Annotated in this window: 14 protein-coding genes and 2 pseudogenes; 8 read left to right on the forward strand and 8 right to left on the reverse strand. The window is 55.0% G+C overall.

The window, feature by feature from the left end:
• Positions 1-19 precede the first annotated feature (19 nt).
• Entirely contained in the window at positions 20-3175 is a 3156-nt protein-coding gene (gene oqxB / locus LG383_RS08800; RefSeq protein WP_225758892.1) for a multidrug efflux RND transporter permease subunit OqxB, read from the reverse strand.
• Positions 3176-3199: 24 nt separating this feature from the next.
• On the reverse strand, positions 3200-4375 hold the full coding sequence (locus LG383_RS08805) for an efflux RND transporter periplasmic adaptor subunit (RefSeq protein WP_225758893.1): 1176 nt from the start codon (positions 4373-4375) through the stop codon (positions 3200-3202).
• 336 nt (positions 4376-4711) lie between these two features.
• On the opposite strand from LG383_RS08805, the gene LG383_RS08810 reads away from it, so the two are divergent.
• The 6 genes from LG383_RS08810 (at position 4712) to LG383_RS08835 (ending at position 9501) form a co-directional block, all read left to right on the forward strand.
• Positions 4712-5065, forward strand: a complete 354-nt coding sequence (locus tag LG383_RS08810) for a helix-turn-helix domain-containing protein (RefSeq protein WP_225758894.1) — start codon at positions 4712-4714, stop codon at positions 5063-5065.
• Positions 5066-5501: 436 nt separating this feature from the next.
• On the forward strand, positions 5502-6179 hold the full coding sequence (locus tag LG383_RS08815; protein WP_225758895.1) for a DUF1963 domain-containing protein: 678 nt from the start codon (positions 5502-5504) through the stop codon (positions 6177-6179).
• Positions 6180-6256: 77 nt separating this feature from the next.
• Positions 6257-6535, forward strand: coding sequence for a hypothetical protein (locus LG383_RS08820; RefSeq protein WP_225758896.1), 279 nt, complete (start codon positions 6257-6259; stop codon positions 6533-6535).
• Positions 6477-8666: a TonB-dependent siderophore receptor gene (locus LG383_RS08825; protein WP_225758897.1), complete on the forward strand. Its 2190-nt coding sequence runs from the start codon at positions 6477-6479 to the stop codon at positions 8664-8666. Before LG383_RS08820 ends, LG383_RS08825 begins: the two co-directional genes overlap by 59 nt.
• 99 nt (positions 8667-8765) lie before the next feature.
• Complete coding sequence (locus LG383_RS08830; RefSeq protein WP_106993802.1) at positions 8766-9005, forward strand: DinI family protein; 240 nt, start codon at positions 8766-8768, stop codon at positions 9003-9005.
• A 10-nt stretch (positions 9006-9015) separates the two neighbouring features.
• The gene (locus LG383_RS08835) at positions 9016-9501 is read left to right on the forward strand and encodes a glutathione peroxidase (protein WP_225758898.1); all 486 of its coding nucleotides are present in this window, start codon (positions 9016-9018) and stop codon (positions 9499-9501) included.
• A 198-nt stretch (positions 9502-9699) separates the two neighbouring features.
• On the opposite strand, the pseudogene LG383_RS08840 reads toward LG383_RS08835, so the two are convergent.
• Positions 9700-9921, reverse strand: a pseudogene (locus tag LG383_RS08840) (LysR substrate-binding domain-containing protein); the annotation flags it as partial.
• A 1-nt stretch (position 9922) separates the two neighbouring features.
• Between LG383_RS08840 and LG383_RS08845 the strand changes: the two are divergent.
• Positions 9923-10090: pseudogene (locus LG383_RS08845) on the forward strand (MFS transporter); the annotation flags it as partial.
• Here the strand turns inward: LG383_RS08845 and catA are convergent.
• Positions 10077-10760, reverse strand: coding sequence for a type A chloramphenicol O-acetyltransferase (gene catA / locus LG383_RS08850; protein WP_225758899.1), 684 nt, complete (start codon positions 10758-10760; stop codon positions 10077-10079). The pseudogene LG383_RS08845 and the gene catA sit on opposite strands and share 14 nt — an antisense overlap.
• Positions 10761-10853: 93 nt before the next feature.
• Positions 10854-11354 (reverse strand): Lrp/AsnC family transcriptional regulator, encoded by a 501-nt coding sequence (locus LG383_RS08855; protein ID WP_106993799.1) that lies wholly within the window; start codon positions 11352-11354, stop codon positions 10854-10856.
• A gap of 84 nt (positions 11355-11438) precedes the next feature.
• Here LG383_RS08855 and LG383_RS08860 point away from each other — a divergent pair, with 84 nt between their 5' ends.
• On the forward strand, positions 11439-12614 hold the full coding sequence (locus LG383_RS08860) for an MFS transporter (RefSeq protein WP_106993798.1): 1176 nt from the start codon (positions 11439-11441) through the stop codon (positions 12612-12614).
• A 78-nt stretch (positions 12615-12692) separates the two neighbouring features.
• Here LG383_RS08860 and LG383_RS08865 read toward each other — a convergent pair whose 3' ends face one another.
• The 3 genes from LG383_RS08865 to LG383_RS08875 form a co-directional block, all read right to left on the reverse strand.
• Complete coding sequence (locus tag LG383_RS08865) at positions 12693-13313, reverse strand: LysE family translocator (protein ID WP_225758900.1); 621 nt, start codon at positions 13311-13313, stop codon at positions 12693-12695.
• A 167-nt stretch (positions 13314-13480) separates the two neighbouring features.
• Positions 13481-14227, reverse strand: coding sequence for an NADPH-dependent F420 reductase (locus tag LG383_RS08870; protein ID WP_225758901.1), 747 nt, complete (start codon positions 14225-14227; stop codon positions 13481-13483).
• 49 nt (positions 14228-14276) lie between these two features.
• Positions 14277-15233 carry a nitronate monooxygenase family protein gene (locus LG383_RS08875; protein WP_255639579.1) on the reverse strand — a complete coding sequence of 319 codons (957 nt, stop codon included), beginning with the start codon at positions 15231-15233 and terminating at the stop codon, positions 14277-14279.
• Positions 15234-15244: the final 11 nt, after the last annotated feature.

Below are 15244 nucleotides of genomic sequence, written 5' to 3' on the forward strand. Positions count from 1 at the left end.
TTTATTATCTGCAATATCCCTACGCGGGCAGAACATCCCTTTCCGCTTTTTTGCCGCGCGTCACAAACTTACGCAGCGTCACGTAAAACACCGGCGTCAGGAACAGACCAAACAGCGTCACGCCCAGCATCCCGGAGAAGACCGTGATCCCGGTAACGCCGCGCACTTCTGCGCCAGCGCCGTGGCCGAGGATCAGCGGAATGGTCCCGGCAATAAAGGCGATGGAGGTCATCACAATCGGGCGTAAACGCAGGCGGCACGCCTCCAGCGCGGCTTCCATAATACCTTTGCCCTGAATTTCCAGCTCGCGGGCAAACTCCACGATAAGAATCGCGTTTTTACACGCTAGCCCCATCAACACCACCAGCCCTACCTGCACGAACAAGTTGTTATCGCCACCGGTTAGCCAGACGCCAAACAGCGCGGAGAGCAGGGTCATCGGCACGATGAGGATCACCGCCAGCGGCAGTGTCCAGCTTTCATACAGCGCCGCCAGCACCAGGAACGCCAGCAGCACCGCGACCGGGAAGACGATCAGCGCCGTATTGCCCTGCGTGGCCTGCTGGAAGCTCAGGTCCGTCCATTCAATGTTCATCCCGTTCGGCAGGATCTGCTTCGACATTCCGTCCAGCTGCGCCATCGCCTGCGAGGACGAAAGTACGCGCGGGTCGGCATCGCCAATCAGGTCCGCCGCCGGGTAACCGTTGTAGCGAATCACCGGGTCCGGCCCGTAGGTAGTGCTGATTTTCACCATACTACCAATCGGTACCATTTCACCCTGATTATTGCGGGTGCGTAAGTTAGCAATATCCTCCACGCTGTCGCGGAACTGCCCGTCGGCCTGCGCCATCACGCGCCAGGTACGCCCGAACTGGTTGAAGTCATTCACGTACGACGAGCCCAGATAGGTTTGCAGCGTACCGAAAAGATCGGTCAGCGACACGCCCTGCGCTTTCGCCTTGTCACGGTCAACCTGCACGTCCAGCTGCGGAACGTTAGCCTGGTAGGTTGAGATCGGGAAGTGCATTCCCGGCGTCTGCATAATCGCACCGGACATGGTGTTTACCGCATTTTGCAGCGCGCCATAGCCCAGACCGCCGCGATCCTGAATGTACAGGGAATACCCCGACCCCTGACCCAGCCCTAAAATCGGCGGTGGCAGGATGGAGAAGCCAAAGCCCTGCTGGATTTGCGCAATTTTCGCGTTGATCTCCGCGTTAATTTCCGCCGCAGTATGTTTACGCTGGTCGAACGGCTTAAGGCCGAAGAAGACCGTCCCCGTATTCGGCGTATTGGTGAACTGCAGCGCGTTCAGCCCCGGGAACGCGACCGCGTAGTCCACGCCTTCGGTATTCATCCCGATTTCGCTCATTTTGCGGATCACCGCATCGGTGCGCGCCAGCGACGAGCCTTCCGGCATCTTCACGCCGCCAATCAGGTACAGCTTGTCCTGCGTCGGAATAAACCCGCCGGGTACCGCTTTAAACATGACGCCCGCGGCACAGAGCAGCAGCAGATACACCCCAAACACCGCCCCGCGTCGACCGAGCGTTTTGCCCACCAGCCCCTGATAGCCGTTCGAGCTACGATGGAAAAAGCGGTTAAACGGACGGAAAATCCAGCCGAACAGACGATCGATTAGCCGGGTCGGGAAATCTTTCGGCGCGCCGTGCGGTTTTAACAGCAGTGCTGCCAGCGCCGGAGAGAGCGTCAGCGAGTTGATGGCGGAGATGACCGTGGAAATCGCGATCGTCACCGCAAACTGCTTGTAGAACTGCCCGGTAACGCCCGAGAGAAACGCCATCGGCACAAACACGGCGCACAGCACCAGCGCAATCGCGATAATCGGCCCGGACACTTCCCGCATCGCCTGATGCGCCGCCGCGAGCGGAGCAAGCCCCTCTTCGATATTTCGCTCGACGTTTTCCACCACCACGATGGCGTCGTCCACCACGATACCGATGGCCAGCACCAGCCCGAACAAGCTCAGGGTATTCAACGAGAAGCCCAGCAGGTAGAGAATGCTGAAGGTCCCCACCACCGACACCGGCACCGCGATCAGCGGAATGATCGACGCGCGCCAGGTTTGCAGGAACAGGATCACCACCAGCACTACCAGCACCACCGCTTCCAGCAGCGTTTGCACGACTGCACGAATGGAGTCGCGCACGAAAACGGTCGGATCGTAAGGTGCCGCCCACTTCATATCTTCCGGGAAACGGGTCGACAGTTCGTCCATTTTCGCGCGCACCGCGTTAGACAGATCGATGGCGTTCGCCCCCGGAGACTGGAAGATACCAATCCCGACCGCGTCTTTGTTGTTCAACTGGGAACGCAGCGCATAGCTGCCGGACCCCATTTCGATACGCGCCACGTCGCGCAGGCGCACGACCGTACCGTCCTGCGTCGTTTTCAGGACAATATTGCCAAACTCTTCTTCGGTATGCAGACGGCCCTGGGCGTTAATGGAGATCAGGAAATCGCTCTCTTTCGGCAGCGGCTCGGCACCAAGCTGCCCGGCGGATACCTGCACGTTCTGCTCCTGCATCGCCGTGACCACATCCGAAGCGGTCAGCCCGCGGGCCGCCACCTTGTTGGGATCCAGCCAGACGCGCATCGCGTATTCACCCGAGCCGAAAATCTGGATCTGACCAACACCGGGCAGGCGTGCCAGCTCGTCCTTCACCTTCAGCGTGGCGTAGTTACGCATATACAGGGAGTCGTACTTACCGTTGGGCGAAAACAGATGCACCACCAGCGTCAGCGTCGGGGACTGTTTCTGGGTGGTAATACCCAAGCGCCGCACGTCTTCCGGCAGACGCGCTTCGGCCTGCGCGACGCGGTTTTGCACCTGTACCTGCGCCTGATCCGGATCGGTTCCCGGACGGAAGGTGACGGTGGTCACCAGCACGCCGTCGGAGCCCGCGACGGACTTCATGTACATCATGTTCTCAACGCCGTTGATCGCCTCTTCCAGCGGCGTCGCCACGGCCTCAGCAATCACTTTTGGGTTGGCCCCCGGGTACTCCGCGCGCACCTGCACGCTTGGCGGCACGACGTCAGGATATTCGCTCACCGGCAGCAGCGGGATGGCGATTAACCCTGTGATAAAAATCAGAATCGACAGCACCGCGGCAAAAATCGGCCTGTCGATGAAAAAGCGGGAAAAGTCCATGGGTCGGATTCTCAGGTCAAGGGATCAGTTGAGGGCGGCGCTGGCGGTCATGGCAACGGTTTTGGCGTTAACCGGCATACCCGGCATAAACACTTTTTGTAAACCGTCGACGATCACTTTATCGCCAGGGTTCAGCCCCTGCCGCACGATGCGTAGACCGTCTGCCAGACGTCCTGGCGTGATATCGCGACGCTGTGCTTTACCCTCTTTATCAACCACGTAAACATACTTGCGATCCTGATCGGTCAGCACCGCCTTGTCGTCGATCAGCGTAGCTTTGAATTCCGCGCTGCCCGGCAGGCGTACGCGGGCAAAAAGGCCCGGCGTGAACTGACGCTGCGCGTTATCCAGCAGCGCGCGCATGCGGATAGTGCCGGTACTCGGCGTTAGCTGATTATCCAGAAAATCCACTTTGCCCTGATGGGGATACCCCTCCTCGCCCGTCAGGCCAATCTCGACCGGTAGCGCCGTGTGATTGCTGGACGCACCCTGCCCGCTGCGGGCCAGATTTTGATAGTGAAGGTAGGTCGACTCATCCACGTCAAAGTAGACGTAAACCGTCTTCTGCGAGACCAGCGTGGTGAGGACGCTGGCGCTGTCACCCGCGGTGACAAGATTACCGCTGGTGATCAACGCGCGGCTGGCGCGGCCATCGATAGGCGCGGTGACTTTGGTGAAATCGAGGTTAAGTTGCGCGGCATCAACCGCCGCCTGTGCCGCGCGAATGTCGGCCTGCGCCTGGGTGGCAGCCGAACGACGCTGCTCCCACTCTTCGCGGGATACCACGTTGGTATTGACTAATTTATCGGTACGGTTCGCTTCACTACGCGCCAGGCTGGCCTGCGTTTTGGCTCTCGCCAGGTTCGCCTGCGCCTGTTCCAGTGCGGCGCGATAGGTTCGGTCATCAATAGTGAACAGCACCTCGCCCTTCTTCACTTCCTGGCCGTCGGTGTAATTCACTTTATCAATGTAGCCGGAAACGCGCGGGCGTAGCTGAACACTCTCCACCGCTTCGATCCGGCCGTTAAAGCTATCCCACTGGCTGATGGATTTCACGACCACGTTAGCTGCACTGACAGCGGGTGCTTGTGGCGTAGCGTTTTGCGCGACGCTGTCATCGCACCCGACGAGCAACACGGAGGCGAACATCGCCCCCAGTGCGCTCAGATGAAAGTTACCCCAGGTTTTTTGCAGGCTCATTATTTTTATTCCGGTAATTGTAGCCGCCGGGCAAGACGCAGGGGAGGCGCTGCGCTACTTCCTTTGTCCGGTGGCTGGCTTAAGGCCATTTGTGTCGTTCATCGCCACAAAACTGTAACAGTTGCGAATACACTATTCCCGGCGATTGTAGGAAGGCGCTTAATTAAGTGCAAGAATAATTGTTGCACTTAATGTGCTATTTGAGTCGATGTTAAAACACCCGTTTCGCTCAGGGATTTAAATGCAATAATAAAATTTGCAATTAACCGAAAAACGCGCCACCTTTAAATGCAACAGATAAAGATACCTTTATACAGGCAGCGTGAGGATAACCAGATGAACACTGGCGCATTTATGCATGATTTACTCGACTGGATCGACAACAACCTGGATAGCCGTCTGGATATTGAGTCCGTTGCCAGGCGTTCCGGCTACTCAAAATGGCATCTCCAGCGTCTGTTTAAGGAACATACTGGCTATCCCCTCGCCGGGTACATTCGCGCGCAAAAGCTGCAAAAATCGGTTGAGCGCTTAACCCGCAGCGACGAGCCGATTTTGAACGTGGCGATCGCACTGGGCTTTGACTCCCAGCAGTCCTTCAACCGCAGCTTTAAGCGTCAGTATGGTCAGGCGCCTGGGGCATGGCGGCGGAGTATGGGTGGCCCGGAAACGCAGGAGCTACGCCAGTAATGCATATTTTGCTGCACGTTGATCTGTAGCCGCGACACTGTGTATAAACACGGTGCAGCGAGGTGCACGATGGCTGTTGCAAAGCGCAATGCAGATGGATGAAATGCAGGCTGAAAAGATCAGAAATTACTAACACTAAAAGCCATATTGGCTGAGCAATGCACCTCCACTGACTTGAGTTAGCATCAACTTAACCGAATTTTTAAGGAGTCTGTGACCAGACTCCGTTGATTATCACACTGAAATGCTATAAATGCCCTCCGTGATTCAATTGCGAACTCCCAGGTGGCGGAGGGTTTACAGCAGGCGTTCACAGAGCGAAGAGCGTGTTGCGGGGTCGTCAGTTTCGAGCAGCACGCTGACCAGGGCGGCGCAGCGATCGGCAGCGCTGTAACTGCCCTACCCAGTGAATATCTCCCAACGCAAGGCAGCCAGTATGAAACGCGAGAGTGCATTAGTTTTAGAAGAGCTTAGATCCCAATTGCGGCCCGCGTCGGTGGCACAGGTCGGCGGTTTTCGCCCTGGTGCAGACCCTCTGACGTCCTGGTTTTTAAAAGGTGTTTGTCTTCCAGGAGAAGGATTGCCCGTCTGGAAGGGTCAGCCGATGTTTCCACTTCTTCAGATCCGTACGGATGAGCTTCCGGTGATCCCTGAACAACTAAAGGGCATCGCCCTTCTGGTGCTGTTTCACAATAGGGAACACCATCCCTTTGACCAACCTCACGGCGAGGGGTGGCTTATTCGGGAATATGCCACGCTTGAAGGGCTTGAGTTATTACCAGACTTAGAGACGCCGTATCGCCCATTTCCTGTTCGCTGGGTGAGCGTTAATGATGATGCGCCGGGATGGGAGGACGCCTGGGATATGATCGACCTTTCTGAGGTAAATGATGATACGCAGGCCAGCGACAGCTTCTTTGATGATTTTAACCGCTACGGGGGAACGAAAGTCGGGGGGTATCCGATGGAGATCCAACATGGTGTGGGGATTGAGGACTTTGTTTTTCAGGTGGGTTCGGAAGAAAAAGTAAACTGGATGTGGGCCGACAATGGTATTGGCTACTTTCACCGCTCAGCTGAGGGAATTTGGCAGTTTTCATGTCAGTTCTACTAGTAGTGCAACGTTCGATACTCGCTTACAGCGAACTTTCACAATTGTCCGTAAGTACCAAAAGCAGACGATGACGTGTTATGACGATTTCTGGATTATCCGTAAAATTGCTTATATCGGCCTCGCCCCAAAAACCCCATAAACATCAAGACATTATAGAAACATTTTTAACATTACCTGTTTACATTGTAATGATTATTCATATCATCTTGATAATCACTATCACCTTAGCGGGTGGTGTTCTTGCGGTGCCGGGCATTAGCGCCTCTGACACCTCGAAAAATCAGGATGATCATAATAATGAAACCGCGTTACCTCTGGGCTTTAAACCCGTGCTTGTTAATGATGTTAGCCGCTAATGCCTCGGCTGAAGGACAAAAAGAAGAGTCGCTGGTGGTCTCCGCCAGCCGCACAAACCACAGCATTACCGATATGGCGCAGACCACCTGGGTCATTGAACAGGCTGATATTGAACAGCAGGTTCAGGGTGGTAAAGAGCTTAAAGAGGTGCTGGCGCAGCTGATCCCCGGGATGGATGTCAGCAGCCAGGGGCGAACCAATTACGGTATGAATATGCGTGGCCGTTCGATGATGGTGATGGTCGACGGGGTGCGGTTAAACTCCTCGCGCAGCGACAGCCGCCAGCTGGACTCAATCGATCCGTTCAATATCTCCCGCATTGAAGTCATCTCCGGCGCAACCTCTCTCTACGGCGGCGGCAGTACCGGCGGCTTAATCAATATCGTCACCAAAAAGGGCCAGCCGGAAACGGAAGTCGAGTTCCAGACCGGCCTCAAAACGGGCTTCAATAGCCATAACGATAATGACGAAAACATCGCGGCGGCGGTCAGCGGCGGCAACGACAACGCTTCAGGGCGTCTTTCCGTCGCGTATCAGCGCTTTGGCGGCTGGTACGACGGCAAAGGCAATGAGGTGAACATTGATAATACCCAGACCGGTTTGCAATACTCTGACCGTCTGGACGTGATGGGCACCGGCATCCTGAATATCGACGATCATCAGCAGCTGCAGCTCACCACGCAGTATTACAAAAGTGAATCCGACGGTAAGCACGGTCTCTATCTTGGCGAGAACTTCTCGGCAGTGACCGGTTCCGGCGACGCTTACAACAAAAACAATCTCGACTCCGACCGTATTCCGGGCACCGAACGCCACCTGATCAACCTGCAATATTCCAACACCGATTTCTGGGGCCAGGATCTGCTCGCTCAGATTTACTACCGCGATGAAAGCCTGACCTACTACCCCTTCCCTACGCTTGCAGGCGGCCGGGTCACCAACATTGGTGCATCCCAGCAAAAGACCGATTTCTACGGGGGCAAACTCACCCTCAACAGCAAACCGCTGGATGCGTTGACCCTGACATGGGGTGTCGATGCCGAGCATGAAACCTTCGACGCCAATCAGCAATTCTTCGACCTTAACAAAGCGGCAGCCAGCGGGGGTATGAAGCTGGATAATGCCTACAACGTGGGACGTTATCCAGGCTACAGCATCACCAACCTCGCTCCGTTCCTGCAATCGAGCTACAACTTCTCCGCCATCACCCTGAGCGGTGGCGTGCGCTATCAGTATACGGAAAACAAGGTCGATGACTTTATTGGTTACGCCCAACAGCAGGGTATTGCCACCGGCAGAGCCTCCTCGGCAGACGCTGTACCGGGCGGGAAAACCGACTACAACAACCTGCTGTTTAACGCCGGTATTCTGGGTCACCTGACCGAGCGCCAGCAGCTGTGGTTCAACTTCTCCCAGGGCTTTGAGATCCCGGATCTGGCGAAATATTACGGCTCCGGCACTTATCAACTGGTAAACGGCCATTATCGTCTGGTCAACAGCGTGAACGTGAATGACTCAAAACTCGACGGCATTAAGGTTGATGCGTACGAGCTGGGTTGGCGCTACACCGGGGACAACCTGCGCACGCAGATTGCCGGGTACTATTCGCTCTCCGACAAAACCATCAACATCAACAAAAGCGACATGACCATCAACGTCGAAGATGACGAGCGTCGCATTTACGGTGTTGAAGGCCAGGTGGACTATTTCTTCACCGACAGCGAGTGGAGCACCGGCTCAAACTTCAACGTCATCAAATCGGAAACCCGCGTCGACGGGAAATGGGAGAAGCTGACGGTAGACAGCGCCAGCCCGTCCAAAATGAGCGCATGGGTCACCTGGGCGCCGGGCAACTGGACGCTGCGTCTGCAAAGTACGCAGACCTTTGATTTGTCAGACGAAGCCGGTAAGCGTATTGAGGGCTATAACACTGCTGACTTCTTAGGCAGTTACCTTCTGCCGGTGGGCAAGCTGAGCTTCAGCGTCGAAAACCTGCTGGATGAAGATTACACCACCGCATGGGGACAGCGCGCCCCGGGTCTGTACAGCCCAACCTACGGTGCTGATAACCTCTATACCTACAAAGGTCGCGGCCGTACCTTCGGCCTGAACTACTCGGTCTTATTCTGATACGTATTAACTGCCGCCTGCATAACGGGCGGCAGTTGACAGATGTCATTACCCCGGTAAGAATGCTGTACATTAAAACAGTACTTAAGGGGATGTGTGATGTTTGTTGAACTGGTTTACGACAAAAGAAATGTTGCGGGACTCCCCGGTGCAAGGGAGATCATCCTGGCTGAGTTAACCACCCGGGTGCACCGCATCTTTCCGGATGCCGAGGTGAAGGTAAAACCGATGCAGGCCAACGGCCTGAACAGCGATGCCAGTAAAAGCGATCGAGAGAAGCTGAACCGCATGCTGGAGGAGATGTTTGACGAAGCCGATATGTGGCTGGTTGCGGAGTGAGGTTTCCAACATGACGACCTTTCATCAACTTACTGCCACCAGCCTGCGTGGCGAGCACATCTCTATGGCCGACTATGCGGGCAAGGTCGTTCTGGTGGTGAATACCGCCAGCCATTGTGGCTTCACGCCGCAATACGCAGGCCTTGAGATGCTCTACAAAAAATATGCCGATCAGGGGCTGGTAGTACTGGGTTTCCCCTGCAACCAGTTCGGTAAACAGGAACCCGGCGGTGCCGACGACATTGCGCAGACCTGTAACATTAACTACGGTGTGAGCTTTCCGATGTTCGGGAAAGTGGAGGTTAACGGCCCCGCTACGCACCCGGTGTTTCGTTACCTGAAAGCGGAACTGCCCGGCGTGCTGGGTGGTCGGATCAAGTGGAACTTCACTAAATTCCTGATTGGACGCGACGGTAAACCGCTCAAGCGTTTTGCACCGATTTCTACGCCGGAGAAAATAGAAGATTCTATTGTTGCAGCGCTTGAATTTAAGTAAAGAGGTCTGGCTGATCCCTTCCTCATATCACCTTCAAAAACCCTGCATTGAGCACGCAGCAAATACAGGATTACGAACGTCCCAGGGTAGTACGTAAGACAGCGAGGAATGTGTTTCTGGGCCCGATTGCGGCTTGCGAGGCACCTCCCAGAAAGGGCCTGCCGGGGGCGCTGCGCTTGCCCGGCCTACAAAAAATTCTCAGATTTTCAGGGTATCAATCACCGCCCTCAATGCGGGCGACACGTTGCGGTGCGGATAGTAGAGGAATAACCCATCCATGCGCAGGCTGTAGCGCTGTAACACCCGAATCAGCGTTCCCCGCTCCAGATCGTCCGCCACCAGCTCGACCGGGACGTAGGCCAGCCCCAGTCCCAGCCGCGCGGCTTCGGCTTCCATATAGCTGTCAGAAAAGGCCCACTGACTGATGGTGGCGGTGATCCAGCTCTCAATCGCGCTGGGCTCCACGGCAGGCGGAATGGTGTTTGACCACATCGGCTGGCAGAGCACTTTTGCGATGAGCGCTATTTTGCTGCTGAGCGCGGTGGTGCTGACCGGGTTCACCGAGCGGAAGAGCGCTACCGGGAAGTAGCCAGCCCCGACGGGTGGTGGATTATGTCGTTACACATCACCTGTAACTCATTGAACAGTCTTGCCACATGGAAACCATCGCACACGGCGTGATGTATCTGAATGGCGAGAGGCAACAAGACTTTCCCCTCATGTTCATAGTATTTCCCAAAGGTGAACATGGGGGCAAAGAAGTTCTGCATATTAGCAACGTTGATATTAAAGTTGGTAAAGGTCACCCAGGGAATTGAAGAAACGAAAAATACATTTTCCGGCGACGCACCTTTAGGCCAATAAGCAAGGTTATTCCCGTACCGGGCAACATCTTCCGAATAAACCGTCTGGAAGTGTTGAATATTGCCATCGTATTGACTCCATAAGGATGAAAAGGTCTCGGTTTCATTATGGAAAATGGTATAGCTTGGATGAACTCTGTTCCATATGACAAGCTCATTGTTCTTCATGGCCATACGGAACTCCGTATGCCTGTTTACGATTTCAGACAGGAGGGAAATCATAGTAGGGTAAAATTTCCAGCCAACCTTTTTGATATGCTTTAACAGTGCAGTAATGTCTACCAGAACCGTTTGGTTAATTGTCGATTGAGCAAACGACTGAAATACCTCGAAGTGCTCCTTTCTTGCCCAACCAGATAGATCAACAGCGGTATATTCAGGGTTTGTTGTTTTCATTTTTAGCCTTTGATTAGCAAGCCTATATCCGATGCTAGCCTAAGCGTTTTCATGAATTAAGCAAACCGTTTTGGAACAAGAGAATAACTGCCTTTAATCCGGCGATGGGCCACGCTCGAGGAAGGTGGACAGCGCGATATAGCTGCGCACAGAACGAACCCCTTCCACGCTCTGAATTTCCATCAGGAAGTTTTCCAGCGATTCGGTATCTGCCGCCCTTACCTTTATCAACACGCAGCCGTCCCCTGCCACGGTGTGCAACTCCTCGACCTCTTTGCGGCTGGTGAACTGCAGCAGCGCCCGGGTCGCCTGATAGCTGCTGGTATCAATGACCAGAAACGTTAACAGCGTTCGGCCCAGCTTGCAGCCATCCAGCACCGCCACGGTGTTTTTAATTACCCCATCACGCTTTAAACGCTTCACGCGATCGTGAACCGCCGGAGCTGAGAGATGCACGATCTCGCTCAACTCCACGTAGCTACGCCCGGCGTCTTCTGCCAGCGCGCCTAATATTTTTCGGTCGATCGCATCGAGTTCTGCCGGTTTATGCCTGGTCTGCTTAATACCATCTTTTTCTTTATCAAACTCGCTCATACAGCCTCGATCACAGAATAAAAAAATGAATATACTCGATTTTACTTAATAACATTAACCACAAAATGAAATAATGGAGTTGACATGCCCATCGCACTTTTCGCCCTTGCCGTCGGCGCATTCGGAATCGGTCTGACTGAATTCGTCATCGCAGGAATACTGCCGCAAATCGCCGCTGAATTTGAGGTCGGTATCCCCTCCGCCGGGCTGATGGCGACCTCTTACGCCCTCGGCGTTTTTGTCGGTGCGCCGCTGATGACCGTATTGGGGGCCAGGATCCCGCGCAAGACCATGCTAATCGGTCTGGCCCTCATCTTCACCCTCGGGAATATCCTGACGGCGATTGCCCCTACGTTGACTCTGGCGGTTGTGGGCCGGGTCATCACCTCCTTTAATCACGGAGCCTTTTTTGGCATTGGCTCGATCATCGCCGCCTCGCTGGTGGCGCCTGGTCGTCAGGCCAGTGCCATCGCCTTTATGTTTTCCGGGCTGACGCTGGCAAACCTGCTGGGTGTGCCAGTGGGCACCTGGCTGGCGCAGACCTTCAGCTGGCGGCTGGTTTTCTGGCTTATCGCCGCTATCGGCCTGCTGACAATAGCCAGCATCGCGCTGCTGGTTCCACGCATCGAAAAGGGTCAGGCCATTGCGCTAAAGACAGAACTGCGCGCCTTTATTGATCCCCAGGTTCTACTGGTGATGGGCATTACCGTCTTCGGTCCGGCGGCCTTTTTCACCTCTATCACCTATATCGCGCCAATGATGATCGAGGAAGGCGGTTTTTCCGCCAGTGGTGTGGCCTGGCTGATGGTGCTGTTTGGTCTGGGGCTGGCTGTCGGAAACTGGATTGGTGGACGGTTCGCAGACCGTTCCCTGTTTGGCACGCTTTTCATTACCCTGGCCGCGCAAGCCGTGGTTCTGCTAGTCTTCTGGCTGGGCGTGGATAATGAGATTGTCGCCGCGGCCTGCGTTTTCCTGATGGCGGCCTTTGGATTTGCGACGGTTTCGCCGATCCAGAAGCTGGTGATGGATCGCGCCAGCCATGCGGGCGCCCCCACCATGGCGGCGTCGGTCAATATTGGGATGTTCAACCTCGGTAACGCGCTGGGGGCCTGGGCCGGTGGCGCCACCATTGCCGCCGGTTTTGGTCTGGCGTCCCCTAACTGGGCGGGCGCGCTGCTCTCGGTTATCGCGCTTGGACTGGCCGTGATGGCGTGGCAAAGCGCCCGAAAGGGATATGTATTACAGGTGGGGGCTGAATAAACCGGGGTTTGCGGGACGTTCTCCAGAGAAGGCATGCCGGGGGCGCTTCGCTTGCCCGGCCTACGACACTAAAGCCCGTTATCGGCTGCTGAACGCCAGTCTGGCGGCAAAGCATAAAAAGAGTCCCCCGGTTGCACGATCCATGGCGCTGATAACGCGGGGTCTTTTCAGGATAGCGGATGCAAAGTGCGTGGAGATGATTAGCGTGACTGACCACAGGGTGCCGATCAGGACATGAATGCCGACGAGGATAAATGTCCAGAGTACAGGTGAATGCCCGGCGGGGATAAATTGAGGTAGAAACGACACATAAAAAATGCCCATCTTTGGATTGAGTACGTTTCCGAGCATGCCTTTGATAAACCAGTTCCCGTGGGCAGCCGTGTCATCCGCGTTCTGACTGAAAGAGGTTCGGGGGCGCATCAGTAATTGCAGGCCCAGCCAGCAAAGGTAAGCCGCCCCGCAGATTTTCAGTACTGTATAAGCGAGCGCTGAAACCGCCATCAGAGCGCCGAGACCGAGCGCGACTAGCGCTCCCCAGACGAAACAGCCAGCATCAATTCCAAGCGCAGCCTGAAAAGCCTTTTTACCCCCTTCAGCACAGGCGGTTCGAAGAATGAGTGCCGTATCCAGGCCAGGCGTGAGGGTAAGCAAGAGTGCCGCGAGAGAGAAAGCGAGAAGTGAATCGGTAACCGACATTTTCTTTATCCGAAAGCGTGGATGTTATCGGGTTGCCTTCATCCAATCAATCCATTACGGAGGTGTTGTTAACAAATTGCTGCGCCCCCTTCACTGGTGATGGTTAACATTTTTCACTAAATGCCGCTCTGTCAGACCGGCTGTTCAGTTAAGCGCTGTAATCAGGTTTACATCTGAATAAGGCGGCTCAGACGAATCGGGTAATCCGGGTCGATAGGTATCTTGCTATCGGCGCGCTCCTGCATAACCGCCCAAAAGAGTTCGCGCCGGATGGGCAACCGCGCACGTTCAGCAGCCTGCAACGCAGGTATAAGATCATCACGTGTGAGATCGGTGCAATAGGCCGGAGCCGCAGGCTGCTGGCGCCAGGAGTCAGCAATCGTTCCTGCATCCACGGCGTCAAAGCCCGTATCCTCCACCAGCGACATGGCGATCCTGCGGTCATACTCAACGTCAGCCGCCACCGGGATGGCGAGCCTGTCCGGTGCACCGACTGGCCGTCCTTTGTTCTCCAGAGAACTAAACATGATCGCGTTCCATGCTTTGGCTACTCGCCTTCCGAGTTGCTCTTCGACCCACTCACTCTCGACCTGCCCGGCTTCGATCGCCTTAATAATCCCGGTTCTGTAAGGCCAGTAGTTTGACGTATCAATCACCACCACCTCGTCTGACACGCCGCTGAATAAGGGAGCCAGATCGGGAATGCGTTCCAGCGGTATTGAAACGATGACAACCTCTCTGGAGCTTACCGCCTGTTTCGCCGTCACGGCTTTCGCCCCTGTTGCCAGTAAGTCCTGGCCAATCGTTTCTGGCCCCCGGGTATTGGCGATCGCGACATCATGGCCGGCTGCAGCGAGTTTCAGCGCAAGTTGCTTGCCGATCATGCCTGCGCCCAGAATCCCAATATTCATCATTATGGCTCCGTGAGAGTTAAGTTCAGGGTCGCCGCCCCGGTCGTATATCTTAAAAGTCCTGCATCAGGTCTGAAACAATGTCTGCCGCCGGACGAATGGATTTGATGACGGAAATACCTGTGCCGGTTGACACAACACCCTGATCAAAATTCCCCAGCCTCATCGCCTGCCACAGGGAGTGATAGCCATTCATTGCCTTAAACATGGTTTCACGATCCGTGTTCTGAGCATCTAACTCTGCCAGCTTAGGACTCAAATCGGTGGGCAAGCTACGGTAATAGGCTGGCAGTGTGCGGAACAACAGCAAATCCTCTGCCGTGGAGTCGACAATCAGACGTTTAACTTTTTCAGCCGCTGGGTTTTCAAGCGCAGTCAAAAAAAGAGTGCCCGCATAGACCCCTTCTGCCCCCAGAGCCATTGCGGCACGCACGCCGCGCACATCACCTATTCCACCCGCAACGATGACCGGAACGTTCACGCTATCAACGATCATGGGAACGATGCTGAATGTGCCAATCACCCGGCTCGGTACGGTCCCACCTTCGTCAAAACCTGTGGCGATGATGATGTCGGCTCCTAATTTCTCTGCTTCTTTTGAATTAGCGATAGTGGGTGTCAGAGCGCGATAAAGGGTTTTTATGCCGTGGCTTTTAAAGAATTCAAATATCTCTGCATCCAGCACTTCATTGATAAGCACTACCTCAACGCCTTCTTCGACCAGCATTTCAGCAGTGGGCCGCCAGAAGCTCATATCCGGACCGTTAATCAGGGTCGCAGCAAAGGGTTTATTCGTCAGTTTTTTAACTTTTCGGATCTCCTTCCGCATACGATCCAGCGCCACAAAGCGCGAGCCTGGCTGACTTTCTTGCCCAGCGTGGGGACCCAGCGTGCCCAGCCCACCCGCGTTTGACACCGCAGCAACCAGTTCCGCATTGGTCAGGAAATACAAGGGTGCCTGAATAAGTGGATAGCGAATGTTTAAGATTTTAGTGACGCGGTTATTCATTTTTAAATCCT

Source organism: Leclercia sp. Marseille-Q4284, from assembly GCF_916618945.1.
Taxonomy (GTDB): domain Bacteria; phylum Pseudomonadota; class Gammaproteobacteria; order Enterobacterales; family Enterobacteriaceae; genus Enterobacter; species Enterobacter tamurae.

What these genes read in the sequence shown, in the direction of transcription:
- LG383_RS08860 (WP_106993798.1), top strand. Translation starts at nt 11,439, where the DNA reads ATGCCCATCGCACTTTTCGCCCTTGCCGTCGGCGCATTCGGAATCGGT.
- oqxB (WP_225758892.1), bottom strand. Translation starts at nt 3,175, where the DNA reads ATGGACTTTTCCCGCTTTTTCATCGACAGGCCGATTTTTGCCGCGGTG.
- LG383_RS08875 (WP_255639579.1), bottom strand. Translation starts at nt 15,233, where the DNA reads ATGAATAACCGCGTCACTAAAATCTTAAACATTCGCTATCCACTTATT.
- LG383_RS08835 (WP_225758898.1), top strand. Translation starts at nt 9,016, where the DNA reads ATGACGACCTTTCATCAACTTACTGCCACCAGCCTGCGTGGCGAGCAC.
- LG383_RS08865 (WP_225758900.1), bottom strand. Translation starts at nt 13,313, where the DNA reads ATGTCGGTTACCGATTCACTTCTCGCTTTCTCTCTCGCGGCACTCTTG.
- LG383_RS08870 (WP_225758901.1), bottom strand. Translation starts at nt 14,227, where the DNA reads ATGATGAATATTGGGATTCTGGGCGCAGGCATGATCGGCAAGCAACTT.
- LG383_RS08830 (WP_106993802.1), top strand. Translation starts at nt 8,766, where the DNA reads ATGTTTGTTGAACTGGTTTACGACAAAAGAAATGTTGCGGGACTCCCC.
- catA (WP_225758899.1), bottom strand. Translation starts at nt 10,760, where the DNA reads ATGAAAACAACAAACCCTGAATATACCGCTGTTGATCTATCTGGTTGG.
- LG383_RS08825 (WP_225758897.1), top strand. Translation starts at nt 6,477, where the DNA reads ATGAAACCGCGTTACCTCTGGGCTTTAAACCCGTGCTTGTTAATGATG.
- LG383_RS08805 (WP_225758893.1), bottom strand. Translation starts at nt 4,375, where the DNA reads ATGAGCCTGCAAAAAACCTGGGGTAACTTTCATCTGAGCGCACTGGGG.
- LG383_RS08810 (WP_225758894.1), top strand. Translation starts at nt 4,712, where the DNA reads ATGAACACTGGCGCATTTATGCATGATTTACTCGACTGGATCGACAAC.
- LG383_RS08815 (WP_225758895.1), top strand. Translation starts at nt 5,502, where the DNA reads ATGAAACGCGAGAGTGCATTAGTTTTAGAAGAGCTTAGATCCCAATTG.
- LG383_RS08820 (WP_225758896.1), top strand. Translation starts at nt 6,257, where the DNA reads ATGACGATTTCTGGATTATCCGTAAAATTGCTTATATCGGCCTCGCCC.
- LG383_RS08855 (WP_106993799.1), bottom strand. Translation starts at nt 11,354, where the DNA reads ATGAGCGAGTTTGATAAAGAAAAAGATGGTATTAAGCAGACCAGGCAT.